17 protein-coding genes are annotated in these 24,931 nt (G+C 73.8%); 5 read left to right on the top strand and 12 right to left on the bottom strand.

From position 1 onward, the window contains the following. Positions 1-5 precede the first annotated feature (5 nt). From UW392_RS15675 to UW392_RS15630, 10 genes are all read right to left on the bottom strand, one after another. Positions 6-4,967, bottom strand: coding sequence for a non-ribosomal peptide synthetase (locus UW392_RS15675; RefSeq protein WP_320775607.1), 4,962 nt, complete (start codon positions 4,965-4,967; stop codon positions 6-8). Between the two features lie 15 nt (positions 4,968-4,982). Continuing rightward, the gene (locus UW392_RS15670; protein ID WP_320775606.1) at positions 4,983-5,735 is read right to left on the bottom strand and encodes a class I SAM-dependent methyltransferase; all 753 of its coding nucleotides are present in this window, start codon (positions 5,733-5,735) and stop codon (positions 4,983-4,985) included. A 58-nt stretch (positions 5,736-5,793) separates the two neighbouring features. Then, a complete protein-coding gene (locus UW392_RS15665) occupies positions 5,794-7,047 on the bottom strand; it encodes an MFS transporter (protein WP_320775605.1) in 1,254 nt (417 codons plus the stop codon). 2 nt (positions 7,048-7,049) lie between these two features. Beyond that, complete coding sequence (locus tag UW392_RS15660) at positions 7,050-7,556, bottom strand: pyridoxamine 5'-phosphate oxidase family protein (protein WP_320775604.1); 507 nt, start codon at positions 7,554-7,556, stop codon at positions 7,050-7,052. After that, positions 7,553-8,746, bottom strand: a complete 1,194-nt coding sequence (locus UW392_RS15655) for a PLP-dependent aminotransferase family protein (RefSeq protein WP_320775603.1) — start codon at positions 8,744-8,746, stop codon at positions 7,553-7,555. The genes UW392_RS15660 and UW392_RS15655 overlap by 4 nt, the downstream gene beginning before the upstream one ends. Before the next feature lie 10 nt (positions 8,747-8,756). After that, positions 8,757-12,242, bottom strand: coding sequence for an AMP-binding protein (locus UW392_RS15650; RefSeq protein ID WP_320775602.1), 3,486 nt, complete (start codon positions 12,240-12,242; stop codon positions 8,757-8,759). A 20-nt stretch (positions 12,243-12,262) separates the two neighbouring features. Further along, positions 12,263-13,339, bottom strand: coding sequence for an LLM class flavin-dependent oxidoreductase (locus UW392_RS15645; protein WP_320775601.1), 1,077 nt, complete (start codon positions 13,337-13,339; stop codon positions 12,263-12,265). Then, a complete protein-coding gene (locus tag UW392_RS15640; RefSeq protein ID WP_320775600.1) occupies positions 13,336-14,070 on the bottom strand; it encodes a class II aldolase/adducin family protein in 735 nt (244 codons plus the stop codon). The genes UW392_RS15645 and UW392_RS15640 overlap by 4 nt, the downstream gene beginning before the upstream one ends. Further along, positions 14,063-15,427: an SUMF1/EgtB/PvdO family nonheme iron enzyme gene (locus UW392_RS15635; protein WP_320775599.1), complete on the bottom strand. Its 1,365-nt coding sequence runs from the start codon at positions 15,425-15,427 to the stop codon at positions 14,063-14,065. The genes UW392_RS15640 and UW392_RS15635 overlap by 8 nt, the downstream gene beginning before the upstream one ends. Positions 15,428-16,005: 578 nt before the next feature. Then, positions 16,006-16,527, bottom strand: coding sequence for a TspO/MBR family protein (locus UW392_RS15630; RefSeq protein WP_320775598.1), 522 nt, complete (start codon positions 16,525-16,527; stop codon positions 16,006-16,008). A 275-nt stretch (positions 16,528-16,802) separates the two neighbouring features. Here UW392_RS15630 and UW392_RS15625 point away from each other — a divergent pair, with 275 nt between their 5' ends. From UW392_RS15625 to UW392_RS15610, 4 genes are all read left to right on the top strand, one after another. Then, on the top strand, positions 16,803-17,873 hold the full coding sequence (locus UW392_RS15625) for an acyl-CoA dehydrogenase (RefSeq protein WP_320775673.1): 1,071 nt from the start codon (positions 16,803-16,805) through the stop codon (positions 17,871-17,873). 266 nt (positions 17,874-18,139) lie between these two features. Then, positions 18,140-18,934, top strand: a complete 795-nt coding sequence (locus UW392_RS15620) for a PIG-L family deacetylase (protein WP_320775672.1) — start codon at positions 18,140-18,142, stop codon at positions 18,932-18,934. Continuing rightward, entirely contained in the window at positions 18,931-19,569 is a 639-nt protein-coding gene (locus tag UW392_RS15615) for a class I SAM-dependent methyltransferase (RefSeq protein WP_320775597.1), read from the top strand. Before UW392_RS15620 ends, UW392_RS15615 begins: the two co-directional genes overlap by 4 nt. Next, positions 19,566-20,315, top strand: a complete 750-nt coding sequence (locus UW392_RS15610) for a glycosyltransferase (protein ID WP_320775596.1) — start codon at positions 19,566-19,568, stop codon at positions 20,313-20,315. Before UW392_RS15615 ends, UW392_RS15610 begins: the two co-directional genes overlap by 4 nt. Here UW392_RS15610 and UW392_RS15605 read toward each other — a convergent pair. Next, positions 20,267-22,654 carry a M4 family metallopeptidase gene (locus UW392_RS15605; RefSeq protein WP_414496194.1) on the bottom strand — a complete coding sequence of 796 codons (2,388 nt, stop codon included), beginning with the start codon at positions 22,652-22,654 and terminating at the stop codon, positions 20,267-20,269. The two genes, UW392_RS15610 and UW392_RS15605, sit on opposite strands and share 49 nt — an antisense overlap. 339 nt (positions 22,655-22,993) lie before the next feature. On the opposite strand from UW392_RS15605, the gene UW392_RS15600 reads away from it, so the two are divergent. After that, positions 22,994-23,674 carry a Type 1 glutamine amidotransferase-like domain-containing protein gene (locus UW392_RS15600; protein ID WP_320775594.1) on the top strand — a complete coding sequence of 227 codons (681 nt, stop codon included), beginning with the start codon at positions 22,994-22,996 and terminating at the stop codon, positions 23,672-23,674. An 11-nt stretch (positions 23,675-23,685) separates the two neighbouring features. Here UW392_RS15600 and UW392_RS15595 read toward each other — a convergent pair whose 3' ends face one another. Beyond that, positions 23,686-24,570 (bottom strand): aldo/keto reductase, encoded by an 885-nt coding sequence (locus tag UW392_RS15595; protein WP_320775671.1) that lies wholly within the window; start codon positions 24,568-24,570, stop codon positions 23,686-23,688. Between the last annotated feature and the right edge of the window lie 361 nt (positions 24,571-24,931).

The following is a 24,931-nucleotide window of genomic DNA, read 5'->3' as shown; positions in this document are numbered from 1 at the left end:
GGTGTTCACGTCTCCTCCGGTGTGGTCGCGGCACCCGGTGCGCCGCCGTCCCGCCCGCCGTGTGCCGCCGCGATCCGGGCGGCGGTCCCGGCGACGGTGGGTTCCTCGAACAGCAGCCGCAGCGGCACGTCGGTGTCCAGCTCCTCCCGCAGGGCCGCCGTCACCCGGGGGACCAGCAGGGAGTGGCCGCCGAGCTGGAAGAAGTCGTCGTGCGCCCCCACGTCCCGGACACCCAGCGCGGTCTCCCAGACCCGGGCGACCGTCTCCTCCACCCGGCCGCGCGGCGCCACCCGCACGGTGTCCGGCGCCGTACCGGCCTCCGGCTCGGGCAGCGCGGACCGGTCGAGCTTGCCGTTGGCGTTCACCGGCAGCGCGTCGGCCGTCCGGAACACCGACGGGACCGAGTGGTCCGGCAGCAGCGTCCGCAGGTGTGCCCGTAGCCGGGCCGGGTCCGGCGGCGAGCCGGTCACCGCCGCCGTGACATGGGCGACGAGCCGGGCCGCGGCGCCCTGCCCGCTCGACAGCACCACCGCCTCCCGCACCGCCGGGTGGGACCGCAGCGCGGCCTCCACCTCCCCGCACTCGACCCGCACCCCGCGGATCTTGACCTGGTGGTCGCGGCGGCCGGTGAACTCCAGCACACCCTCGGACGTCCAGCGGGCCCGGTCCCCGGTGCGGTACATGCGGTCGCCGGGCGCGCCGAACGGATCGGGCACGAACCGTTCGGCGGTGAGCGCCGGGCGCCCCAGATAGCCGAGGGCCACGCCGGTGCCCGCCAGGTACAGGTCGCCCTCCGCGCCCGGGGGCAGCGGACGCAGCAGGCCGTCCAGTACGTGGACCCGGGTGTTGTCCATCGGACGGCCGATGGGGACGGTACGGGCGTACGGGCCGGTGACCGAGTGGTACACGCTGTCGCCGCTCACCTCGGTCGCCCCGTAGAAGTTGACCAGCCGGGCACCCGGCAGGGCACGGGCGAACCGCGCGGCCAGGGACGGGGTGAGCACCTCCCCGTCGGCGATCCACAGCGTGCACCGGGCGAGGGAGCCGGCCGGCGGCCCGGCGTCGAGCAGCGCGCCGAGCATGCTCGGCACCATCATGATCCGCTGCACGCCCCGCTCCGCGACGAGTCCCGCCAGCCGTACGACGTCCCCGGCCTGTTCCGCGTCGGCCAGCACCACACCGCCGCCGTGCGCCAGCATGCACAGGATCTCCGTGGAGCCGTCGACGAAGTTCATCGACGACTTCGCGCACATCAGGTCGCCCGGCCGGACGGGGAAGGCCCGACCGAACCAGAGCAGCCGGTTGACCATGCCGAGGTGGGTGCCGACGACACCCTTGGGCGTGCCCGTCGAACCCGAGGTGTACAGGACGTAGGCCGCGTCCGCCGGGCCGAGCCCGGCGGGGTCGGGGTCGCTCGCCGGTCCGGCGGCGATCAGGGCGGCCTCCCCGGGATCGTCCAGCACCACGGTGACGGGCCCGGCGGGTGAGGTGCCCGGCGGGAGGGCGTCGAGCTGGGCGCGCCGGGTGAGCAGCAGGGACGGCCGGGCGTCGCCGAGCATGTGCGCGAGACGGGCCGGCGGGTAGTCCGGATCGAGCGGGAGGTAGGCGGCGCCGGACTTCAGTACGGCGAGCAGCGCGACGACCGTGTCCGGCGAGCGGGGCAGGGCGAGCCCCACGACATGCCCGGGTCCCGCGCCGAGCGCGCGCAGCCGGTGGGCGAGCCGGTTGGCCGACGCGTTGAGCGCCGAGTAGCTCAGGGTCGAGCCGTGGAAGGTGACGGCCGGGGCGTCGGGGGTGCGGGCCGCCCGCCGCTCGAACAGCCGCGGCAGTGTCGTGCGGGGCAGCGGGGCGCCGGTGTCGTTCCAGTGCCGCAACAGCGCGTGCTCGGCCGGGAGCAGCAGGTCGAGGTCGGCGACACGGCGCTGAGGAGCGGCGGCCACCTCGGCGAGGAGCCGCACGAAGCGGTGGGCCGTCGCCTCGACGCGGTCCGGCGCGAACAGATCCGTGCGGTAGACGAGATGACCGGTGAGCCCGCCGTCCCGCTCGACCATGTGGCACTCCAGGTCGAACCGGGTGGTGGCCGTCGTCAGCAGCATCTCCTCCGCACGCGCCCCGGCCAGGCGCACCGCCTCCTTGGGGGTGTTCAGCAACTGGAACATCACCTGCACGACCGGGTTGTGGCCGAGGTCGCGCGGCGGCGCCAGCTCCTCCACCAGCCGCGCGAACGGCAGGTCCTGGTGGGCGAAGGCGTCCAGCGCGCCCTCCCGGGTCCGGCGCAGCACCTCCGCGAACGTGGGGTTGCCCGAGCAGTCGGCCCGCAGCACCAGGGTGTTGACGAAGAAGCCGATGAGCGGCTCGACGTCCGGGGAGGTCCGTCCGGCGACGGGCGTGCCGATGGGGACGACGTCGCTCCGGGCGGCGCCCGACAGCAGGACGCCCATGGCGGCCAGCAGCGTCATGAACAGCGTGGCGTCGTGGGCGCGGCCGAGGTCGCGCAGCCGGTCCGTCAGCTCGGCGGGCACCTCGAAGACGACCGTGGCACCGTGCTGCCCGGCGAGGGCGGGGCGCGGGTGGTCGGCCGGCAGGTCCACGGTGCCGGGCAGGTCCGCCAGTACGGACCGCCAGTAGGCGGCCTGGTCCCGCAGCGGGCCGCTCGCGAGCCACCGGTGCTGGCGCAGGGCGAAGTCGGCGTACTGCAGCGGCAGCGGCTCCAGGGCGGCCGGGCGGCCGGTGGTGGACTCCTCGTAGAACGCGTTGACCTCGCTCCACAGGACACTGCTGGACCAGGCGTCGAAGACGATGTGGTGCACCACCAGCGCCAGTACGTGGTCGTCCGGTCCGAGCCGCAGCACCGACGCCCGCAGCAACGGCCCCTCGCGCAGGTCGAACGGCCGCTCGCCGCCCTCGGCGAGCGCCAGGCGGGCGGCGCGCGGCGGATCGGGCGCCGCCGACACGTCGACCACCGGCAGCTCCACGGGGCCGGGCGGGCGGATCTCCTGCCGGGGCCGCCCGCGCTCGGCGGGGAAGACCGTGCGCAGCGCCTCGTGCCGGGCGACCACCGCGCCCAGCGCCCGGCGCAGCGCCGTCAGGTCCACGGCGCCGCGCAGGCGCACCGCGTACGGGATGTTGTACGTGGCCCGGCCCGGGGTGAGCTGGTCGAGGAACCAGAGCCGCTGCTGGGCGGGGGAGAGGGGCAGCTCCTCGGGCCGGGACACCGGCGCGGCGGTGTCCGGGGCGGCGGGGACGGGAGCCGCCCGGTCCACCACGCCCGCGAGGGCGGCCACGGTGGGGTGGGCGAAGAGCGCCCGCAGCGGCAGGCGGACGCCGAGGGTCCGCTCGACCCGGGCCATCACCTGCGCCGCCAGCAGGGAGTGCCCGCCGAGGGCGAAGAAGTCGTCGTCGGCACCGACCGCGGACACCCCGAGCACGGTGGCGAACAGGCCGGCCAGCGCGTGCTCGGAGGCGGTGCGCGGCGCGCGCGCCTCCGCCGCACCCCGCCCGCTGCTGTCCTGGTCCACCGGCGTCCCCTGGCCCGCGGCGGCCCGCCCGCCGCCGTCCCGGCGCGGTCGAGGCAGAGCACGCGCCGCGCCGTCGTCCGCCGCGAGGTCCTCCAGTCGTCGCTCGGGATCGGCGGCGGCCGCCGTCAGGAACCGCTGCCAGCGCTCCGCGAGGGAGGTCGCGGTCGCCCGGTCGAAGAGGTCCGCCGCGTACTGGAGCGTGCCCTCCATACCCGCCGGAGCCCCGTCGGCATCCCGTTCCCGCACGTACAGCGACAGGTCGAACTTGGCCTCCGCCAGCCGCACCGGTTCCGGCTCGTCGCGCAGCCCCGGCAGCCCGAGACCCTCCTCCAGCCCGTCGTTGAGCGTCAGCAGCGTCTGGAACAGCGGATGCCGGCCCAGCGCCCGGCGCGGGTTCAGGGCCTCCACCAGACGCTCGAACGGCACCTCCTGATGGTCCAGGGCGTCCATGAACACCTCGTGCACACGCCCGACCGACTCCCGGAAGGAGGGGTCCCCGGAGGCGTCCGTGCGCAGGACCAGGGTGTTGACGAAAAAGCCCACGACCTCGTCGAGCGCCGGGTCGTTCCGGCCGGTCACCGGCGTCCCGACCGGCACGTCGACGCCCGCGCCCAGCCCGCTCAGCGTCCCCGTCCAGGCCGCCAGGACGACGACGAGGACGCTGGTGCGGCACTGCCGCGCCAGCTCCGTGACCCGCCGGTGCGTCGCCGTGTCCACCGTGACGGGCACCTCGTCGCACCGCGCGGGCGTCCCGCCCGACCGCGGCCGGTCCAGCGGCAGCGGGATCTCCTCCGGGAGGCCGTGCAGCGTCTTGGTCCAGAAGGCCAGTTCGCGGGCGGCGGTGCTCGCCGGGTCGGACTCCTCGCCGAGCGACGCGGACTGCCAGCGGGCGTAGTCCCGGTAGCGGACCGGCGGCGGGGCCCAGCCCGGCTCCCCGCCGTCGCACCGGGCCCGGTAGGCGCGGCGCAGATCCCGCAGCAGCGGCGTCAGGGACCACCGGTCCATCGCGATGTGGTGGAAGGAGAACACCAGCACGCTCTCCGCGGGCCCGACCCGGAACAGCCTCACCCGCACCGGAGGATCGGCCGAGAGGTCGAACGGCTCCAGGGTGAACAGCCGCACGGCGGCGGCGAGTCCGGCCTCCGTGGTGTCGGCCGCGGTGAACACGTCCCCGGCCGCCACCACCTCCTGCCGCGGTACGCCGTCCACCGCGGGGAAGACCGTCCGCAGACTCTCGTGCCGTCCCACCACGTCCCGCACGGCGGCGGCCAGCGCCGGCACGTCCACCGCACCGCGCAGCCGCCAGGCGAACGGGGCATGGTAGGCACCGCCCTCGCCCAGCTCACCGGCGAACCACAGGCGCCGCTGCTGGAAGGAGAGCGGCACGGCGTCCGGCCGCGGCCGGCCCGCGAAGTCGGCGAGCGAGGGCGGCAGAGGTGCGTGCGTCATGGGTGGTCCCCGCTCTCAGCCGACGGGCTTGTGGTAGACGGACACGTGGAAACCCGCACCTGTGAACGGCTCGCCCCGCCAGCCGCCCCACCGCCGGGACAGCGGCAGCCCGGCCAGCGCGCCCATCAGGTCCAGCTCCGCGTGGAACACGTACCGGTAGGCCAGCGGGTACAGCCGGTTGCCCGCCTCGGTCATCACCACCTGCTGGCGGTCGACCCGCTGGGACACCGGATCGTGGGTGGCCGCGAGCAGCACCGTCCGGTCCAGACCGACGTCCAGGGTGTGCACGGACTGCCGCTCCGACAGCAGGTAGGCGCGGGGCGCCGACACCTGCAGCACGAACACCCCGCCGGGGGCCAGCACCTCGGCGACACCCCGGAAGCACCGCACCTGCTCCTCCTGCGTGAGGAGCAGCAGGAAGGTGTTGTGGACGCAGTAGACCAGGTCGAACGGCGCCTGCGACCGCGCGACGGCCGCCACGTCCGCGAAGTCGCCGAGAACCGCGCGGACCTCGTCGCCGCCGCCGAGTTTGCGCTCCAGCTGCCCGACCATCGCCGCCGACGCCTCGATGCCCGTGGTGCGGACACCGCGCCGCGCCAGCGGGATGGCCACACGGCCCGTCCCCACGCCGAGTTCCAGGGCCCGGCCGCCCTTGGCGAACCCGGCCAGGAAGTCGGTCGCCTCCGCCTCGTCCGTCGCGACCGCCCAGTCCTGGTGGTCGTAGTCCGGCATCGTGTCGCCGAATGTCGCCGCGTTCCAGCCCTTCACCGCGAACTCCCCTTGTCGTGAAACATCGCGAACGTCGTGAACCGCCATGGAAGGTGACTCATGGCTTCGGTGGCGGCACGGCCGCGCGCTCACGCAGCCGTGCCCCGGCCAGCGGCACCAGCGCCGCCGTGAGCAGCGCCGACACCACCAGACCGCCTCTCGCCCCGGCCGCCGCCACCAGCGGCCCGGCCAGCAGCAGCCCCACCGGGGCCGCCAGCACCGAACCCGCCGCCCACAGCGTCAGCACGGGCTGCTGCTCGTCCGCTTCGAGCACGGACTGCACGAACGTGTAGACCACCGGCACGAAGGGCGCGTAGACGAGTCCCCCGACGAGGAAGACACCGGCCGCGAACGGCACGGACGGCGCGCACGCCAGCGCCGCCGGGATCAACGACCACCCGGCGACGATCCCGACCAGCAGCCGCCGCTGCGGACACGCCCGCAGCGCGTTGACGGCGAGGGCACCCGCCAGCGCACCGACACCGAAAGCCGCCCAGATCAGGCCGAGTTCGGTGCCCCCGCCGCCCAGCGGACCGTCCACCAGCAGTGGCAGCGCCACCTCCACCGGCATGTAGAACAGGTTGAAGCAGAACACCACGGCGAACAGCCGGGCCGCGACCGGCACCCGGCGCAGGATCGCCCACCCGGACGCCGGGACCGCCGTGCCCTCGACGGCCCCCGCCCCAGGGCGCACGGTCAGGCACACCGCGGCCAGCAGGACGAGGAGACCCGCCCCGTCCAGGACGAGCGCCCACCCCGGATGGGTGAGGGCGGCGACGACCCCGCCGAGGACCGGACCCACGGCGTACAGCGCGAGGCCGTTGGTCGTGCCCAGCAGACCGTTGACCGCCAGCCGCCCCGCCGGCGGCACCTGCCCCGTCGCGATCAGCCGCCGGCTGCTGAGCGCCGCCATCCGCAGCACCGAACCGGACAGCAGGGCCAGGACCAGCACGACCAGCGTGAGCCGGTCCGCGAGGGCCAGCGCCCCGAGGCCCGTGAAGAGCGCACCGCGCAGCACGCAGTCGCAGACCACCAGAGCCCTCGGCGGGATCCGCACCCGGCCGAGACCGATGACGAAGGCCAGCACCGTGCCCAGCACGTACGGAGCGCACTCGACGAACGAGACGGCGAAGGCCGGCGACACCGAACCGTGCAGGCTCAGCGCCAGCAGGGGAAGCGCCGTCAGCAGCATCCCGTCACCGACGGTCGCCACCAGGTCCCCGGCGAGGAACGCGGCCAGCCGGGTGCGGCGCAGCACCCGCCAGTACGTCCACACCTCCTGCGGCTCCCGCACCGTCCCCGTCTCCGGCATCGTCACACCTCGGCCGTGTGCGCGTCGCGGGAGACCGGCCGGCCGGCCGCCGGACGGAAGGACTGGTCGTTCACGATCAGCCGGTCCGGGGTGAGCCGCGCCCAGCGGACACCGCGCGCGTGCGGGGCGCCGGCCATGCTGAAACGCGGGTCCCAGGAGGCCTCGTCCGGACCGAGGTAGCGGACGAGTTTGCGCCGCCCCCGCGCGGTGTCGAAGGGCAGCACCTCACCGGTGCCGTACCCGATGACCTGCCGGACCGTACCGCTACGGAGGTCGCAGGTGTCCACGACGAGACCGAACGCCGGGTCGGCCGCCAGCTGCCTGCCCAGCCCGGACCAGGTGCCGGTCAGTACCCAGAACGCCTCCTCCTCCCAGAGGAACCACACCGGGCGGATCACCGGACCGGCGGTGGCCAGCCGGGCCACCAGCGGCATGGCCAGGAACGCCGCCACGTCGAAGGGCGCCTCGTCGAGCGGCTGGAGCGCGCCGCCGCGCCGCGTCGCCCTCACGGCCGGGTCCTCTCCAGGGCCCGTGCCAGCCGCACCCCCGCTGTCGCCATCCGCTCCGGTTCGGCGCACGAGAACGACAGACGCAGCGCGGCGGTGTCCGGGTCCCGGGCGAAGAAGGCCGCCCCGGGCACGAACGACACCTTCTCGGCGAGCGCCTCGCGCAGCAGCGCGGTGGCGTCCGTACCGTCGTCGAGCCGCGCCCACAGGAAGAACCCGCCGTCCGGCACGGAGAAGCGCAGCCGCTCACCGAGCCCCCGGCGCAGCGCGTCGACGAGGACGTCGCGCCGCTCCCGGTAGACACCCCGGGTGACGGCCAGCCGGTCCGCCGGCGCCCCCGGCGGCCGCACCAGTTCGTACACGATCCGTTCCAGGAAGGTGGAGTTGCCGAGGTCGGCGGCCTGCTTCAGCCGGTTCAGCGTCGCGGCCAGCGGCCGGGGCGCCGTCAGGAAACCGAGCCGCGCGGCCGGGAAGAGCGTCTTGGAGAAGCTGCCGATCCGCACCGCCTCCGGCGACAGCGCCGCCAGCGCCGGCGGACCGGAGGGGTCCGCGCGGTAGGACAGTTCACCGTACGGATCGTCCTCGACCAGCAGGAACCCGTACCGCGCCGCCAGCGCCACGAGAAGCCGCCGCTGGTGCGCGGTCAGGCTCCGCCCCGACGGGTTGGCGAAGTTCGGCACGACGTACAGCGCCTTCGGCCGCAACCCGTCGCGCAGCGCGGCCGCCAGCGCGCCCAGGTCGTCGTCGGCCGCGAGCGGCACCGGGACGACCTCGGCCTCGAACAGCCGGAACACCTGCAACGCGCCCACATAGCTGGGCCGGTCCACGACCACCACGTCACCGGGGTCCAGGACGGCCTTGCACAGCAGGTCCAGCGCCTGCTGCGCCCCGTGGGCGAGGACGGTCGCCGCCGGGTCGACCACCCGGCCCAGCAGCCGCCCCTGCTCCCCGGCGATCCACTCCCGCAGCGGCCACAGCCCCTCGGTGTCCCCGTACTGCAGGGAGCCGGGGCGCGCCATGATCCGGCCCACGGCCTCCGCGACCTCGGCCGCCGGGAAGGTCTCCGGCGCGGGACTGCCCGCGGCGAGCGCGGTCATGTCCGCACCGTCCGACAGCCGCAGGACGGTGCCGACCGCCGAGGCCGCGAGACCGCCGGTACGCCGCGCGAGCGGCGCGGTCACGAGTTCCAGCACGGAATGCTCCTCACTCTCGCGGGGACGTGACGCCGGTGTGGTCGCGCCGCAGACGCGAGACGAACGCGGCGAAGGTGTCGGTGTCGAAGACCAGCCGCACCGGTACGCGCACCCCGAGCCGCGACCGCAGCAGCACGACCAGCCGGGCCGCCGCCACCGAACTGCCGCCCCGCTCGAAGAAGTTGTCGTCCGCGGCCACGGTGTCGACACCGAGCACCGCCGCCCAGGCGTCGGCGGTCCGCCGCTCCAGAGCGGTGTCCGGCGAGGTGTCCAGCGCGGTGTCGGGCCCGGTGTCCGGCGCGGGCGGCGGGCCGGGAGTCGCGGCCGGCGCCAGCGGTGCGGTCGGAGCCGGTGATGTGACCGGAGCCGGTGACATGACCCGGTCCGGCAGGGTCACCAGCGGGGCGTCCGGGTCCTCGGCCACGGCGCGCAGGGTGCCGAGCACGCGGTCGGAGAGGCGGGCGGCCGACGCCGGGTCCAGACGCGCCGTGTCGTACTCGACGCGCTGCGTCCAGCCGCCCGCATCCTCGATCCAGTACACCAGCGTGTCGCACTTGGGGGCACGGCTCGGCAGATGACCGATCCGCCAGCGCACCCCGTCCGCCGACGACACCTCGCCGGGCAGCCGGTTGTGCAGGAACATCGCCTGGCTGTACGGCGGCTGCGGCGAGCGGCGGGCCCCGTGCGCCGTCCGCCCGACGATGTCCTGGAAGGGCACCGACCGGTGGCGCCAGGTCTCCAGCGCCGTGTCACGCACCGAGGACAGCAGCGCGCGTCCGGTGGTCGCGGCGTGCAACGGCACCCGCAGCGGAAGGAGGTTGACGAAGAACCCGATCTCGTCGGTGTCCCGCTCCGTACGGACCGACACCGGCGCGGCGAGGGTGAGTTCGTCACCCGAGTGGAACGGGCGCAGGGCCGCGGTGAGACAGGCCGTGCCGATGACGAAGGGAGTGACGCCCAGTGCCCCGGCGAGCCCGCGCATCCCGGCGACGAGCGGTCCGTCCAGCCGCCGCTCCACGACACCGAGCCGGTCCGCGCCACCGGGTGCCAGTACCGGGTCGGCCCAGATGTGCGGGCGGGCCCCCGCCAGCCGGCCGAGCCAGTCCCGTGTCGCGGGGTCCCGGCCGGCGACTCCACCGTCGCGCCGCGGCAGTGCCTCGGGCGGCGGAACCGGGGCGGCGGGGGAGGCGTCCGGTGTGTCGTACAGCCGGACGAGGTCGCGCAGACAGACCTCGGCGGACCGGCCGTCCCACACGATGTGGTGCACCACCAGCGCCAGGACGGCCGGCACGTCCGGCCCCCGGCCCGGGTAGAACCGCCAGCGCGCCAGCGGCGCCCGCTCCAGGTCGAAGGGGTCCAGCAGACCGTGCGAGGCCAGGTCGGCCACCACCTCGTCATCGGACCCGACGGAGACGCCGGCCTCCTGGAAGACGGCTTCCGCGTCCGGCGACACGACGCGTACGGGCCCGCTCTCCCCGGTGAGGAACGCCGTCCGCAGCCCCTCGGAGCGACGGACGAGCAGTCCCGCGGCGGCCCGTAACCGCTCCACGTCGACGACCGCCCCACCCAGCCGAACGGTCACCACCTCCAGATACCGAGTGCTCCCGGGACTCAACTGCTCCAGGAACCACATGCGCTCCTGCGTGCCGGTCAGCGCTCCGGAGCGGGCGGCCGTGCCACCGGGGGCGACAGGGGTCCCTCCGCTCGCGCCGAGCCGAGGGTGGGGGAGGGCGGGCGCGGCGGCACCTCGCGACGCCGAGCGGTGGGCATGTTCCCCCGGCCCATCAGGACGCCGTCCGCCCCCCGCCGCCTCGCTGCCGACCCGTTCCTCGGTGATCGCCGCCGCGATCGCCACCGGCGTCCGCCGCTCGAAGAGCACCCGCATGGGCAGCGCGACACCGAACCCGCGCAGCAGGATCGCCCGCACCCGGGTGAGTGCCTGCGAGTCACCCCCGAGGGCGAGGAAGTCGTCGTGCCCGGCCACCGCGGTGTCCCCGTCGAGGACCTCGGTGAACGCCCGCACCACCGCCCGCTCCGTCGCGTCCAGCGCGCGGGGCGACCCCTCGGCCAGCCGGTTGCCGGGACCGGGCGCGGGCAGCCGGGCCCGGTCCAGCTTCCCGCTGGGCAGCAGCGGCAGCCGCTCCGCCCGGAGATACACGGTCGGCACCATGGCCCGGGGCAGCCGCTCCGCCAGCCGGGACCGCAGTTCGTGCGGGAACACCTCCGCGCCCTCGCGGACCACCACGTGACAGACGAGCCGGGCGCGCCCGGAGTCGTCCCGCCACATCGACGCGGCGGTGGCGGCCACCGCGGGATGACCCAGTACGGCCGCCTCGACCTCGGACGCGTCGACCCGGGCGCCGTCGATCTTCATCTCCGCGTCCCGCCGCGCCAGCCACTGGAGGTGGCCGTCCGGGCCGAGGCGGACCAGGTCGCCGGTCCGGTACATCCGGCCGCCGGACCCGTCGAACGGGTCGGGCACGAAACGCTCGGCCGTGAGGGCGGCCCGCCCGAGGTAGCCGTGCGCGAGGCCGAACCCGGCCACGTACAGCTCGCCCGGGGTGCCCGGTTCGACGGGGGACAGGCCGTCGTCCAGTACGTGCAGCCGCGTCCGCGCGATGGGCGTGCCGAACGACGGCAGCCCCGACGGGGGAGGGGTCCGGGGCAGCCAGGCCACCGAGCGGACCCCGGTGGTCTCGGTGACGCCGTAGGAGTTGACGACGTCGAAGGGGAGGTCACGGGGCCAGGTCCGCAGCTGTTCGCCGCCGGTCACCAGCAGCCGCAGCGCACCCGTGGCGGGCCACCGCAGGCCGAACAGGCGCTCGCCCAGCGAGGTCACGACGATGCTCCAGTCGACCCGCTGGTCCAGCAGCCAGTCCCGGACCGATCCGGCGCTCCACTCGGTGCCCTCCGGTGCCACCCGCACCGAGGCGCCGGCCGCCAGGGTCGACCACAGTTCCCACCGGGACAGCGCGAAACCCGGTGAGGTGAGCCAGCTGCCCCGGTCGCGTCCGGTCAGCCGGAAGGCCCCCGCCGTCCACCGCGCCTCGTTGACGATCCCGGAGTGCGGCATGCCGACGGCCTTGGGCTCGCCGCTGGAGCCGGAGGTGAAGAACACGTACGCGAGTCCGGGCAGCCCCTCGGCGGGTCCGCCGTCGAGTTCCTCGATCCGGCCACCGGGATCGGCCACCGCGCGGCAGCCGGACGTCCCGATCACGGAGTCGGCCCGCAGCCGCGGCAGGGAGGGATCGACGGGTACGGCGACGCCGCCGGCCTTCCAGCAGGCCAGCACGGTCACCACCTGCTCCACCGAGCGGGGCATCCGTACCGCCACGCGATGGCCCCCCGCGGCGTACGGCCGCAGCCGCGCGGCGAGGGCGGTGGCCCGCCGGTCCAGCTCCGCGAAGTCGAGTCCGCCGTCGGGGCCGGAGAGCGCGGGCCGGTCCGGCCAGCGGGCGCACACCCGGCCGACCAGCTCGTCGACACGCTCCCCCATGTACTCCTTGACCGGGCCGCTCACCGCACGGCCTCCCGTGCCGGTGCGAGGCGGGGCAGGACCTCGTTGCCCAGCAGCGTCACCGTGCGCATCGCCTCGGCGTGCCCGACGTCGCCGAAGCGGACGTGGAGACTGGCCTCGGCCTCCGGGAACAGCTTCTCGACGTGACGCAGGGCGTCCGTCACCTCGGCGACGTCCCCCGCGATCGTCGTGCCCGCCGCCAGCAGATCGGCGAACCGGGTGCCGCGCGCGGACTCCGCCATCAGCTCGTACCCGGGGTACTGATCGGAGGTGAGACCCCGCCACGCCTCGTAGGCGTCGACCTGTTTGACCTTGTAGTGCTCGAAGTGTTCCTCCGCGCGCTGCCGGGCCTCCGTCGCGTCCTCGGCGACGTAGCAGTGGTAACTGACGTACATGCGGGGCGTCCGAGGATGACCCGCGTCCTCCCACGCCGCCCGGTAGACCTCCAGCAGCCCGGCCAGGCGCTCGTGGCCGGCGACGACCGGGATCACCATCAGGTGGTAGCCACGCTCGCCCGCCCACCGGAACGACTCCGGCGCGACGGTCGCCGCCACGAAGACCGGCGGGGCGGGCCGCTGACAGGGCGGGGGCAGCAGCCGCGGCAGCGGGCCGAACCGGTGGAAGGTGCCCTCCCAGCGGAACCCCTCGTCCCGCCACAGCCGTTCGACCGCCGCCACGCCCTCCTCCATACGTGCCCGGCTCTCGGACATCGGCACGCCGAACGCCTCGAACTCCGAGGGCAGGAACGCCCGGCCGAAACCGGCGTCCAGCCGTCCGCCGGAGAGGTTGTCCAGCAGCGACAGCGCGGCCGCGAGCTTGACCGGGTGCTGGAAGGCGGGCACCACGGCCCCGGTGACCAGCCGGATCCGGCTGGTCCGCGCGGCGACCGCGGTGAGGAACACCACCGGGTCAGGGCTGTAGCCGCCCCACTCGTGGAAGTAGTGCTCGACGGCCCGGACATGGCTGAGGCCCAGCGCGTCGGCCGCCTCGCACATCTCAAGCACGGACGCGTAGTACCGGTCCGCCGGCTCCTCCCGCGGGCCCACGGTCGGCAGCAGAGTCAGTCCCAGCTTCATGGCCGGTCCCTCCGGATCGACGACTCGTAGAGGTTGCGGTACTGAACTTCGGCGTACTCCAGCCCGGCCAGCACCTCGGAGGTGGGGGCCGCGACGTCGTGCGGGACGACGACGGGCGTGCCCGCGGCCTCCGCCAGCAACTGCACCTCCGCCGCCCGCTCCATCACCACGAACAGCCAGACGGCCTCCGCCACGGAACGCCCGCCGGTGAGGAAGCCGTGGTTCCGCAGGATGACCGCGCTGCCGGAACCGAGCGCGGCGGCGACGGCCTTGCCCTCCTGCCGGTCGTTGACCAGGCCGTCGTACTGCTCGTACACGTGGTGGCGGCCGTAGAGCGCGCAGGCGTCCTGGGTGATCGGGTCGAGCGGCCGGCCCAGCGCCGACCACGCCTTGCCGCAGCGGGAGTGGGTGTGCGCGAAGGCCGTGAGGTCCGGCCGGGCCCGGTGCAGTTCGCCGTGGAGCGGGTCCACGGAGGGGTTGAGCGCGCCGCGTCCGGACCGCACCCGGCCGTCGGGCCCCACCAGGAGCAGGTCCCTGGGCCTGACCCGCTGGAAGTCCGGCCCGAAGGGGTTGACCCAGTAGTGGTCCGGCCGGACCGGGTCGCTGACGCTGACGTGCCCGGCGATCCCCTCGCTGTAGCCGAGTACGGCGAACAGGGCCAGCGCCTCGACGAGTTCCTGCTTGCGCTCCTCGCGCCGTACGGCGGTCTCGTCCGCCCGACTCTCATCCACGGCCGCGCGCCTCCTCCCCGGTGGCGTCGTACACGCACCGGAATCCGACTTCGTTGTGGCGGTCGGTCAGCAGGTCCTTGCCGCGGTAGAACGTCGTGAGACACACGGGCGGCGACGTCCAGGTCCCGCCGCGCAGTACGTGGAACGCCTCCGGGCGGTTCATGAACTCGCTGCTGCGGCGGCCCCGGAAGAACGGCGCCATGTCCGACCCGCTGAAGAAATTGGTGCGGGTCATCTCCCAGACGTTGCCCGCCATGTTCAGGGTGCCGTACGGTCCGGCGCCCGCGGGCAGCGCGTCCGCGGCGACCACCGGACGGCGCGGCCGGTCCAGGGTGGTGGTGACCAGGAGGTCCTCCAGCGCCCTGAGGTCCGGCGGATCGCCGCACCCGTAGGCCGAGGAGACGTACCGGGCCCGTGCCGGGTCCCAGGTGTCGCCCCAGGGGTAACGGCGGCCGTCGGTGCCCCGTGCGGCCTTCTCCCATTCGTCCTCGGACGGCAGTCGCCCGCCCGCCCATTTCGCGAAGGACCAGGCGTCGTACCAGTCGATTCCGACCACGGGGAAAGACGGTTCGTTGAAGCGCGGGTCGCGCCGGTGTGCGGGCGTGTGATCCTTGTCCACCGGCTGGTCCGGATGCGCGAATTCCCGCGTTCCGCGCGTGTCCGCCAAGAATTCGTTGTAGCGTGCATTCGTCACCGCAGTACGGTCGATCCAGAACGATGAAAGTTTTACGACCCGCAGTGGATTGTCACTGCTGTCCATCTGGAAAGGACCTACCTCGGTGGCGTCGGAACCCGCGATGAACGGTCCGGCCGGCACGAGTACGGCGTCCCGTAGATCCCTTTTCCGGGCGGCCGCCGCGACACTCGCGCGCTTGTCGGCGAAATGCGCGTCCTCCAGTTCGCGGAGCCGGACGGGATCGTTCGAGTCGAAGAACGCGAGCAGGGCCCGCTTGGTGAAGGCCGCACCGCAGCCCACCGGCTTGCGGGCATATCCAGGACGCGTGAAATTGCTTGGCCAGCCGGAAATGCGGATCATGTGCTCCACGGCCTCGGGGAACCGATTGCGTCCGGCGGCCCGTATCGCCGTGAACGCCACCCAGTCGACGTCGTCGTGGGTGGCGGAGCAGATCGCCTCGCGTGCCGGTGCCGACTGCGCGAAGCGCGCGGAGAGGGTCTCCACCGCGATCCTGCGGATGGTCCAGTCACTGTGGCCGGTGGCCCATTCCACCAGGTCACGCAGGAGATCGTCGGAGTCGGGCTGCTCGCCCAGCGCCTTCTCCAGGTCGCGCAGCCTGGCCGCGTGGGCGTGGTCGTCGAGGTCGTGCAGATCCGTCTCGCGCACCAGTTCCTCGAACACGCGGGTCCCTTTCTGTCGTGTTCCGCCGTGCGGGCGATACCGATACCGGGTGGCCGCGTGCATGCCACCCGGTATCGGAATATCAGGTGGGTCTGATCACCACTTGGTCGCGGACTCGCCCGCCTCGCGGGAACCGAGGAAGTCTTCGTTCGTCATGGCCGTACCTCCCTTCGAAAGCGCAGTGATATCCGACCGCTGATTGCGGTGGCTCATGAGGAGATGCGGAAGCGAGTGGTCAGCTCCGGGCACCCCGGTCAGAAGAATGCGAGCCCGTGGCTCGAAGGAGAACGTCTGGGGTCGATCAACCCGCGCATTGACATAGGAGCAGCCCCCGTAGGCCACAGTGGCACCGAGCGACGGTCGCGAACGCGTGAGCCCTGTCGGTCGTCATGAGGCGGAGAGTTCACGCGGAAAAGCGGAATCGGCGAGTCATCATTGACTTGATCGCCCGATTTGTATTCCGTGTGTGCCGCATAGATCCACTGCGGACTTTTCAGGATCGTTGAGGATCCAATAACGAGGGACCTTACCGGGCGAGAAGTGCGACTGTCAATGAATTCTTTCGCGCTGTCGGCGGGTCAGGTATTGCGCCGGGCGATCGAGGCGTTCAACGCGGTGGCGAACGTGCACCAGGCCGCGTAGGGAATCATGCCCAGCGCGGCGGTCCGGTCGACGCGGGCCGTGCGGCGAACGAGGTCCCAGCCGGAGACGGCGGTCGCCGCGGTGACCACCAGCCCGGCGTACGGCGTGCGCGCCCGGAAGAAGGCCCATCCGAAGGTTCCGTTCAGGGCCAGGTTCACGGCCAGGGCACGGACCAGGCCGCGCCGCCGGTGCCCCCCGGTCCGGTTCAGGGCGCGGCCCTGCGCCCCGACGACCGAGACGTACAGCGGGGTCCACACCGCGGGGAAGGCGCGCGGCGGCGGCTGCCAGGCCGGCTTGTCCAGGGACCGGTACCAGGCGCTGTCCGGGTCGATCCCGGCCGCGCCGCCCACGGCCGCGGCGACCACTCCGGCCGCCACGGCGGCGTAGGGGCGCGGGCTCTCCCGGCCGGACACGGGACGCTCCGGCCCACTCGTCGACTTCCTCAGCGGCGTCATCATGAACCCCGGGTACCCCGCGGTGCTCCGACGTTCCGCACACGGCCGGCACCGGCACCGGCCACGGCGTTCGGTGGCACGTGACCTGGGCGACATCAGGTGTGACCGGTGCGCAGCGGGGCACTGGGAGCCGCGTCGACGAAGAGGCACCTGGAGCGCGACGGCCGCGCGGCGGCCCAGTACTGCCAGCAGAGCGAGGGACGGTACCGATGCGAGAAACGATGATGCCGCTGCCCGGCTCCGCACCCACCGGCACCCTCGACGAGGACGGCACCGGCATGCGAGGCGACGCCTCGGCCGACGACAGTCCGGCGACCGCTCCCGCCGGACGCGCGGCCGTCGCCGCGGACCGCTTCAGACGGTTCGCCGACTCCTTGGCCGCGGGCACGGTCACCTGCCCGCTGCCCGGTTCGGGCCACACGGTCGAGCGGTTCAGGACACTGGCGGCCGTGGCCCGGGAGGACCTCAGCGCCGCCCGGCTGGCGGAGGGACACCTCGACGCCGTGGCGATCCTCGACGAACTCGGCGGCGCACCGGTCCGGCCGGGCGAGTACTGGGCGGTGTGGGCCGCCGAGCCACCGGGAGCGGGCCTGACGGCGACACGCACCGCCGACGGCTGGGTGCTCGACGGCCTCAAACGGTACTGCTCCGGCGCCCACAGCTGCACCCACGCCCTGGTCACCGCCACGGCCGACGACGGGCGGCGCCTGTTCGCCGTCCGCACCGGCATCCCCGGCGCCGCACCGGACGGCGACGGGCCCGAGCACGGCGACCGGGCGGGCCGGTCCGGCTGCCGGCCCGTGCCCGGCACCTGGCAGGCGGTCGGCATGGGAGGCAGCGACAGCCCCGACGTCCGCTTCACCGAGGTGCCCGCCGTCGAGGTCGGCGGGGTGGAGGCATACCTGCGCCGCCCCGGTTTCGACCACGGAGGTGTCGGTGTGGCCGCCTGCTGGTACGGCGGGGCCGAGGCACTGGCCCGCGTCCTGTTCGAACGGGCCGGCGGCCGTGCCGACCCCCTCACCGACGCGCACGCCGGCGCCGTGGACCTGGAACTGCACACGGCGGGCACGGTACTGCGCCGGGCGGCGGACGAGATCGACGCCGACCCCCTGGACGAGGGCGGCGGTGCCGCACTGCGGGCACTGCGCGTACGGGCGGTGGTGGCGCAGGCCTGCGCCGAGGTACTGGACCATGTGGGACGCGCGACCGGAGCGGGCCCGCTGTGCCATGACGGTCGCCATGCCCACCAGGCCGCCGACCTGGCCGTGTACATCCGCCAGCACCACGCCGAACGCGACCTGGCCGCGCTCGGCGAGCGGGTGACCCGAGGCACCGGAGCCGACCGATGACAGCCCACCCCTCTGACGCGACCGCCCCCTCCGACACGATTGCCGCCCGTGCCGTCGTGACCGGCGCTCGTGCCGAGGTGACCGGCGCTCGTGCTGACGTGACCGCCGTTCGTGCCGAAGCGACGGCCGCCCCTTCCGACACGACCGCTGCCCCTTCTGACACGACCGCCGCCTGTGCCGACGTGACCGCCGCCCGTGCCGACGTGACCCCCGCCCCCTCCGACACGACCGCCGCCCGCGCGGACCTGACCGGCACCCGTGCCGACATGACCGGCCCCCGCGCCGACGCGACCGACACCCCCACCCCGTCAGCCGACACCTACGCCGACCCCATCCAGGCCCCCGGCACCGACGAGGCCCGCTGGCGGGCATGGGACGGCTGGGCCCGGATGCCCCCGTTCGCCCTGCCGGAGGCGGGCAGGGCGGTCGTCGTGGCGGCCCACCCCGACGACGAGGTCCTCGGCGTCGGTGGCACCCTCGCCCTGCTGGCCGAGACCGGCCTGGAGGTGACCGTGGTGTCCGTCTCCGACGGCGAGGCGTCCCACCCGGGCAGCACCCGCGTCACCCCCGGCCGGCTGGCCGGGATACGGGCCCGCGAACTGCGCGCGGCACTGGACGAACTCGGCCTGCGCGACACCGAGGTCGTACGGCTGCGGCTGCCCGACACCGAGGTGGCCGGGCAGGAGGACAGCCTCGCGGCCCGGCTCACGGACCTGCTGCCGGGTGCCGCGCTGTGCCTGGCACCCTGGACCGGCGACGTGCACGGCGACCACGAGGCAGCCGGCCGCGCCGCCCGTACGGCCGCCCGAGCCGCCTCGGTACCCTGCCGCTTCTACCCCGTGTGGACATGGCACTGGGCCGAACCCGGCGACCCGTGCGTGCCGTGGGACCGCGCCGCCCGTATCGCGTTGCCACCGGCCGTCCAGGCACGCAAACGGGCCGCGGTGGACCGCTTCGTCAGCCAGATCCACCCGCTCGGCCCGGAAGAGGGCGACGCCGCGGTGCTCCCTCCCGCCGAACTCGCCCACCACCTGCGCGCGTTCGAGGTGGTGTTCGCATGACCCGGACCCGCCCGCCCGGCACACCGGGGGAGTACTTCGACGACATGTACCGCCGCGCCGAGGACCCGTGGAGCCTGACGGACCGGTGGTACGAGCGCCGCAAGTACGACCTGACCCTGGCGGCGCTGCCGCAGCCGCGCTACCGCAGCGCCCTCGAACCCGGCTGCTCGGTCGGCGAACTGACGCGCAGGCTGGCCGGTCGCTGCGACACCGTGCTCGCCTGTGACCGGGTCGCGGCGGCGGCCGGGACGGCCCGCCGCCGCACCGCGGACCTCCCGAACGTGGAAGTCCGGCACCTGCTGGTGCCCGAACAGTGGCCGACGGACCGGTCCTTCGACCTCGTCGTCCTCTCCGAACTGCTCTACTACCTCGACGACGCCGGACTGACCCGGCTGCTGCGGCAGACAGCCGACGTCCTCGAACCCGGCGGCACCCTGGTCACCGTCCACTGGAACCACCCGGTGCCCGAGCACCTGACCACCGGCACCGGTATCGCACACCGTCTCGCCGACATGCCCGGCCTGGCACTCGTCGCCGATCACCGCGAGGAGGACTTCGTCCTCCAGGTCCACCGGCGCACCGTTCCCGGCGGTCCGCCGCCGCTGTCGGTGGCAGCCGCGGAGGGCCTGGTGTGAGGGCTCACCGCACCGTGGCCGTGGTCATCCCGGCCCATGACGAGGAGGCCCTTCTGCCCGGCGCCCTCACCGCTGTCGGCGCCGCGGCCCGCCACTCCGCCCTCGGCCGTGTCCGCACGGTGACCGTGGTGGTGGCCGACGCGTGCCGGGACCGTACGGCCGCGATCGCCCGGGAGGCCGGAGCCGTGCTGGTCACCACCGACTGCCGCAACCCCGGTGTCGCCCGGCACACGGGCGTGCGCCACGCACTGGACCGGTACGCCGGGGACGGCGGCACCTGGATCGCCACCACGGACGCCGACAGCACCGTCCCGCGCGGCTGGCTCGCCCACCAGCTGGCCAGGGCGGCGGAGGGCTGGCAGGCGGTGGTCGGCACGGTCGTCCTGCCGTCCACGTCCCCGCTCGCCGCGCCCCACCGCCTGCTCTACGAGGCGTCCCGGCCCGGCGGTTCAGCGGTGTGGCACCACCCGCACGTGCACGGCGCCAACCTGGGGATCGACGCCGCCGCCTACGTCGACGCGGGAGGTTTCCCGCCCCTGGCCGCAGGCGAGGACGCGGCACTGGTCGAGGCCCTTGAGCGCGGGGGACACCGGGTACTGCGCACCGCCCGGTGCCCCGTCCTCACCTCACCCCGCCTGACGGCACGGGCCCGCGGCGGGTTCGGCGACTACCTCGCCGCGATGCCGCGCTCGGGAGGTCAGAAGGTCAGCGACCAGCGGTCGAGGTATCCGGGGTCGACCAGGTAGATGCCCGGGGTGTTGTCGGTGACACGCAGGGTCCACGTGCCGTCGGCGGGCAGCGCCGAGGCATCCACCGTGAAGGTGGTGTGGAGTTCGTCGCCGGTGTCCCAGACGAAGTCCTTCACCATCAGCACGGTGCCGTCCTCGGCGACGAGTTCGATGATCTGCCCGCCGATGAACTCGTGGACGAGGTCCACGCTCACCTTCAGGTCGGCCGGCGCCGCTCCGCCCCGCCCGGTGACCGTCAGGGGTGACTCGACGGTCTTCCAGTTCGGAATGTCGTACCGGTCCGGATTGACGAAGTGGTCACCGCCCGAGGCCAGTACCGTCCACGTGTAGGCCAGTGTGCGTGTCTCGGCGGCCGAGTTGGTGATGGACACCTCGACGGCGAAATCCCCCGCACGGGTCGGTGTGCCGGTGATGCGGCCGTCGGTGGCACCGATGGCGAGCCCGTCCGGGAGCCCCGTGGCCGAGTACCTGAGGGCGCCCGGCCGGGTGGAGGTGGCCGTGACGGTCCGGTCGACCGGCTGTCCCACGGCGGCGTCGCGGGCCGGCGGCGCGTCGGCGGCGATGTGGTGGACGAAGCGTGCGCCGACGTTGACGGCCGCCCACGCGTTGCCGACCGCCTCGTAGGCGTCGCTGGTGGTGCCGAAGAGGTCGGCGGCGGCGCGCAGGGTGGCCTCGCGTGCTCCGGCGTAGTCGGTGGTGCTGGTCATGTAGCGGGTGAGGGCCCGGTACCAGACGTCGGTGGCGTTGTGCAGGCCGATGCCCGCCACCGGCAGCCCGTCGTAGGTGGGGCTGCTGTAGGCGATGCCATTGACACTCCTGTCGCCGCTGCCCTCGGCCAGCAGGTAGAAGAAGTGGTTGCCGACGCCGGAGCTGAAGTGCGGATCGAGTTTCCGTGTCCCGTCCGTCCAGTAGTCCTGCGAGGTGCCCTTGGCGGAGGCGTCCTTGGACGGCTCGTCCATGTACCGCAGCGGCTTGCCGGTGCCGCGGACGTCGGCGAGTTCACCGATGGTGTAGTCGGGCACGTCCCGCGCACCGGCGGCGAAGAACTCCACCGCGGTTCCCATGATGTCGCTGGTGGCCTCGTTCAGCCCGCCGGACTCCCCGGTGTAGATCAGACCGGCGGTGTATGAGGTAACCCCGTGAGTCATCTCGTGCGCGGCGATGTCCAGTTCGGTCAGCGGGTGCTGGTCACCGATGCCGTCGCCGTAGGTCATGCAGAAGCACAGATCGTCCCAGAAGGCGTTGGCGTAGGCGTCGCCGTAGTGCACGCGGGAGGTCGCGCCCACCCCGTCGTCGGCTATGCCGTTCCGACCGTAGCGGTCGTGGTAGAAGTCCCAGGTGCGCTGCGCACCGTAGGCGGCGTCGACGGCCGCGGTCTGCGGGTGCGCGGGGGTGCCGTCGCCCCATACGTCGTCGGCGTCGGTCAGCAGGGTGCGGCCGCCGTCACCGACGTCGTAGGTGCGGTGGTTGCCGTGCTGCGGATCGGTGAGTTCGTAGAGGTCGCCGTTGCGGGTCGTCGCCAGCGACACCGGCCCGCTGTACTGGCTGATGCCCTCGCCCGCCTGGATGTCGTCCCAGGAGGCGAGCTGTCCGCCGCTCGACGCGTCGGTCAGGACGTGCAGCCGGCTCGGTGTGCCGTCCTCACGAGTCCCTTCGACAACGTTGTCCCAGGCGAGTCGAGGTGTGCCCGAGGCCGCCCACACGACGCGGCGCGACCGGGTCTCCCCGGTCTCGCGCACGTCGTGGCGCGAGGCGGCCAGGGAGCGCGCCCGCCGGCCGGCGTCGGCCGAGGTGATCTCGGCCCGGGTCGACGGGGAGCCGAGATCGCGCCGGGCGTTCCAGGTGACCGAGGTGTCCGAGGTGTCCGTGGCACCGTCGTGGACGACGAGGTCACCGCCGATCACGGGCAGCCCGTCGTAGGTGCGTTCGTAGCGGGTGTGGACCGTGCCGTCGGCGTCCTCGACGACGTCCTTGGGCACGAGTTCCTCGCCGTCGCCCAGGCCGGCCACGCGGGCCGTCTCCTCGCTCCGGTCACCGGCCCGCTCCAGCAGGCGCCGCCGCTGCGGCCCGGTCAGCGGCACGGAGTCCGCGCCGCGGTCGGCAACCGCGTGGATGAGCCGCGGCGCCGTCGCCGGGCCGGGCGGGCCGTCACCGGCCGCGCGGGCCGGGACGGCCGCGGAGACCAGGGCCAGGCAGGCCGAGGTCACGACCCACAGGTATGTGGCCGTCCGTCTGCGGCCCCGCGTGAGAGTGGCGGGTGTTGCGTGCGGTGCGGTGGGTCTTCCGTGCGATGTGGCAGGTCTTCCGTGCGGTGCGGTGGGCGACAGCTTCGCCATGGTGACAGCTCCTCTCACCGGACACGTCGAGGCCACGCTGCGCGGCGGGCCCCACAGCGTCGGGGGAAAAGGTCGGGTGATCGCGCCGGAGATCGACGCGCACCGATGATCGCAGCGCCGTCGTCCCACTGTCATCACTGCGGAGATCACTGTCCGGAAAGCGGTCGCCCGACCGGCACCGCACAGCTCCCGCCCGGACGGGCACCACATGCGCCTTTACACAGCCGCAACAGCCCGCTAACCAGCGTCTTTGGCCATAAGTAGCCCTCTCTTCCCGGCACGCGGCAGCGTGTTGGAGGACCGCTTGCGCGGACCGGTGAGTCGTGTTTGGCTCGCCCGATGAACTTTCTGCTGACGGCGGGTGGCCTGCGTAACGACACGCAGCGGGACGCGCTGCGGGACATGCTGGGCAAGCCGTTCGGAGCGGCGAACGCCGTGTACATCCCCACGGCGTCGGTCGCCGAGCCCGGGGACCACGGATGGCTCGTCGCGGACCTGAACCGCCTGCACGGCCTCGGCTGGCAGGAGTTCGACGTCCTGGAACTGAACGGACTGCCCCCGGCGACGGTGCTCGACCGGCTGCTCCACGCCGACGTCGTCTACGTCGGTGGCGGCAACCACTACCACCTCGCGCGCAGCATCACCGGCAACGGCCTCGCCGACGGCTTCCTGAAGGCGCTGGAGAGCCGCGTCTACGTGGGGTTCAGCGCCGGATCAATGATCTTCAGCCGCCATCTCACCGCACACTCCGCCGACGTCATCGGCGACACCGCGGACCTCCACGCGCTGGGCGCGACGACCCTGGAGCCACCGTTCGGCCTCTTCGACTGGTATCTCAAGCCCCACCTGTACTCACCGGACTTCCCCGAGCGGGACGACGCCTGGGCCGATCGCATCACCGCGCGGGCCGACTTCCCGCTCTACTTCATCGACGACGAGACGGCCGTCCGCGTCCGGGACGGCGAGATGGACGTGGTCTCCGAAGGCCGGTGGCGGTTCCAGCCCGGCCCCGGCCGGTAGTTCCGCGGGCGTCAGGCCTCGGGAACGGCCCGGCCGTACTCCGCGAGGGTGACGGCCTCCGGCTCGGGTCCGCCGCGGTGGCCGGTCTCCAGCCCGTCCAGGGCGGCCATGTCGTCGGGGCCGAGTTCGAAGTCGAAGACGTCGATGTTCTCGGCGATGCGATGGCGCTTGGTGGACTTGGGGATGACCGAGCGGCCCTGCTGGAGCCCCCAGCGCAGCAGCACCTGGGCCGGGCTCTTGCCGTGGGCCTCGGCGATGCCGGTGACGACCGGGTCCTGAAGGACACTCCTGCGGTGCTCGCCGTAGCCCGGGTAGAAGGTGATGCCGCCGATCGGGGACCACGCCTGGCTGCGGATGCCGTGGGCGTCGTCGAAGTCGAGGACGGCGCGCTGCTGGAAGTAGGGGTGGACCTCCAGCTGGTTGACGGCCGGCACGACACCGGTCGCGTCGAGCAGGGCGGTCAGGTGGTCGACCATGAAGTTGCTGACGCCGATGGCGCGGACCTTGCCGTCGGCCAGGAGCTTCTCCAGGGCGCGGTAGGCGGCGAGTGTCCTGTCGAAGTCGGACGGCAGCGCCTGGTGGAGGATGAGCAGGTCGATGCGGTCCAGGCCCAGCTTCGCGGCGCTCTTGTCGAAGCCGTGCAGGGTCTCGTCGTAGCCGTAGTCGCTGATCCAGATTTTCGTCTCGACGAAGATGTCGTCCCGGGGAACCGCGGACTCGCGGATCGCCCGGCCGACCTCGCGCTCGTTGCCGTAGGCGGCGGCGGTGTCGATGTGCCGGTAACCCAGGTCGAGGGCGGCGGTGACGGCGGCGATGGTCTCGTCGGGCGGGGTCTGGAAGACACCGAGCCCCAGGGCGGGCATCCCGACGCCGTTGTTGAGAACGAGGGTCTGCATCACAGGGTCCTTTTCCTTGACGGGTACGTTGCCGGTGAACGCCCGGGTGACGGACGGGCCGCTGTCCACGCGGGCACGGGCGCGGGCACCCGTCGCGCTGATCACAGAGTGCCTGCGCACGGCCGCTCCAGCACCTTGGGAGCCTCACGGGTGTCCATGGCCCGGCGGCTCCGGGGGCTCCGGGGGCCCGGCCGGGCAGTGACAGCCCCGTCCCCGTCCCCGGCCCCGGTCGCGTCCCCGGTCGCGTTCCCGGTCCGCTCCAGGAGACCTCGCACGGCCGCGCGGGTGGGAGTCACCGCTCTTCCGGGTACTGGCAGTACCTCGCAGGCCCGCGCCGGCCGACCTACGGTGAAGGAGCCGG

The organism is Streptomyces sp. CRN 30 (assembly GCF_034105845.1).
Note: the sequence above shows the minus strand (reverse complement) of the source record. Positions and strands in the feature narration are given on the sequence as shown.

What these genes read in the sequence shown, in the direction of transcription:
- UW392_RS15620 (WP_320775672.1), top strand. Translation starts at nt 18,140, where the DNA reads ATGACCGGCCCCCGCGCCGACGCGACCGACACCCCCACCCCGTCAGCC.
- UW392_RS15645 (WP_320775601.1), bottom strand. Translation starts at nt 13,339, where the DNA reads ATGAAGCTGGGACTGACTCTGCTGCCGACCGTGGGCCCGCGGGAGGAG.
- UW392_RS15625 (WP_320775673.1), top strand. Translation starts at nt 16,803, where the DNA reads ATGCGAGGCGACGCCTCGGCCGACGACAGTCCGGCGACCGCTCCCGCC.
- UW392_RS15600 (WP_320775594.1), top strand. Translation starts at nt 22,994, where the DNA reads ATGAACTTTCTGCTGACGGCGGGTGGCCTGCGTAACGACACGCAGCGG.
- UW392_RS15615 (WP_320775597.1), top strand. Translation starts at nt 18,931, where the DNA reads ATGACCCGGACCCGCCCGCCCGGCACACCGGGGGAGTACTTCGACGAC.
- UW392_RS15630 (WP_320775598.1), bottom strand. Translation starts at nt 16,527, where the DNA reads ATGATGACGCCGCTGAGGAAGTCGACGAGTGGGCCGGAGCGTCCCGTG.
- UW392_RS15665 (WP_320775605.1), bottom strand. Translation starts at nt 7,047, where the DNA reads ATGCCGGAGACGGGGACGGTGCGGGAGCCGCAGGAGGTGTGGACGTAC.
- UW392_RS15675 (WP_320775607.1), bottom strand. Translation starts at nt 4,967, where the DNA reads ATGACGCACGCACCTCTGCCGCCCTCGCTCGCCGACTTCGCGGGCCGG.
- UW392_RS15595 (WP_320775671.1), bottom strand. Translation starts at nt 24,570, where the DNA reads ATGCAGACCCTCGTTCTCAACAACGGCGTCGGGATGCCCGCCCTGGGG.
- UW392_RS15650 (WP_320775602.1), bottom strand. Translation starts at nt 12,242, where the DNA reads ATGGGGGAGCGTGTCGACGAGCTGGTCGGCCGGGTGTGCGCCCGCTGG.
- UW392_RS15605 (WP_414496194.1), bottom strand. Translation starts at nt 22,654, where the DNA reads ATGGCGAAGCTGTCGCCCACCGCACCGCACGGAAGACCTGCCACATCG.